The sequence below is a fragment of the Methylobacterium sp. J-078 genome (genome assembly GCF_022829285.1).
Lineage (GTDB): Bacteria > Pseudomonadota > Alphaproteobacteria > Rhizobiales > Beijerinckiaceae > Methylobacterium.
The window spans coordinates 1-536 of sequence record NZ_JAKSYI010000097.1; the positions used below are offsets into that span (position 1 = coordinate 1).

Annotated in this window: 1 pseudogene; it reads right to left on the bottom strand. The window is 67.7% G+C overall.

Annotated features, from left to right (window positions below):
- Nucleotides 1-398, bottom strand: a pseudogene (locus tag MKK58_RS15550) (universal stress protein); the annotation flags it as partial.
- Nucleotides 399-536 lie beyond the last annotated feature (138 nt).

Here is a 536-nt window from a genome sequence, read left to right on the forward strand (position 1 = left end):
CGGTCGAGGTCGACGGTGCGCTCCTCGGCATCCAGGATGGTGAGGTCGTGCAGCCGGGCCTTGGCCGCGAACGTTGCGAGGATGTCCGGATGCGTCAGTTGCGGGCTCTCCACCGTGCACGCGACGCCGGCGCTCGCGGCGTCGCCACGGACCTTCTCGGCCACCGCCTGGCTCAGGCCTGCGGTCCGCCCGTTCTCCTCGGAGACGAGGATCCGTCCGAACCCGCCGGCGAGCGCGCTGTTCATCACGAGACGCCGCGAGGCCGCCTGCACGGTGAGGTGCGCGCCGGCGGCGACGGACAGCGACAGGCCGTATCCGATGGCGTCGCTCGTCTCGCCCTGCTGACCTTCCTCGGTCAGGCCCACGATGACGTTCTTGATGTTCTGCAGTGCCGACATGGATGCGTCCCTCGCTTTCGTTGGACGAACCTTAGTCCCGGCCCGGGCCGAGTCCTTGATCCAGCGCAAAGCCGGACATGAAAGCTTGGATCATGCTGTCCCTTGAACCTGGCCCCTTCGTATCCGGGGCTCATGGAC